Origin of the sequence: Paenibacillus silvestris, from assembly GCF_009882985.1 — a bacterium.
Lineage (GTDB): Bacteria > Bacillota > Bacilli > Paenibacillales > NBRC-103111 > Paenibacillus_E > Paenibacillus_E silvestris.
The window spans coordinates 88,110-88,552 of the sequence record NZ_WTUZ01000012.1; the positions used below are offsets into that span (position 1 = coordinate 88,110).

General features: G+C 43.8%; 1 pseudogene. It reads left to right on the forward strand.

From position 1 onward, the window contains the following. Positions 1-443 (forward strand): annotated as a pseudogene (locus GQF01_RS09610) (hypothetical protein); the annotation flags it as partial.

The following is a 443-nucleotide window of genomic DNA, read 5'->3' on the forward strand; positions in this document are numbered from 1 at the left end:
CGCGGTGACGCTTGCATCCAATGATAAAGATGTATATGTACCTTTGAATGTAACAGATGCGAATGGTAACAAATTAAGCGTACAAGACATCGTAGACAACGCAGACCGCTTCACATTCAGCGTGACGAACGGTAAGGGTACGATTCAAGAAACAGGCGCTGACAAAGGTAAACTGAAACTGCAGTTTGATGCTGTGAATACAGTAGGTTCCAAGGTGTATGTAACAGGTCAAATCAACCAATCGCAGTCCAACACATTTGTACAAACAAGCCTTCCTGTACAAGATGCACGTATTGCTGAGCGTATTACAGTAACAACTGAGCCTGCTGCGAAAGCGATCTTGGGCGCAACAGACGATATGGACTTCCAATTGAAAGATCAATACGGCGAAGACATTTCCGATATCGATGCTGACATCTTAAGTGCCAATGGACAAAAGTCTA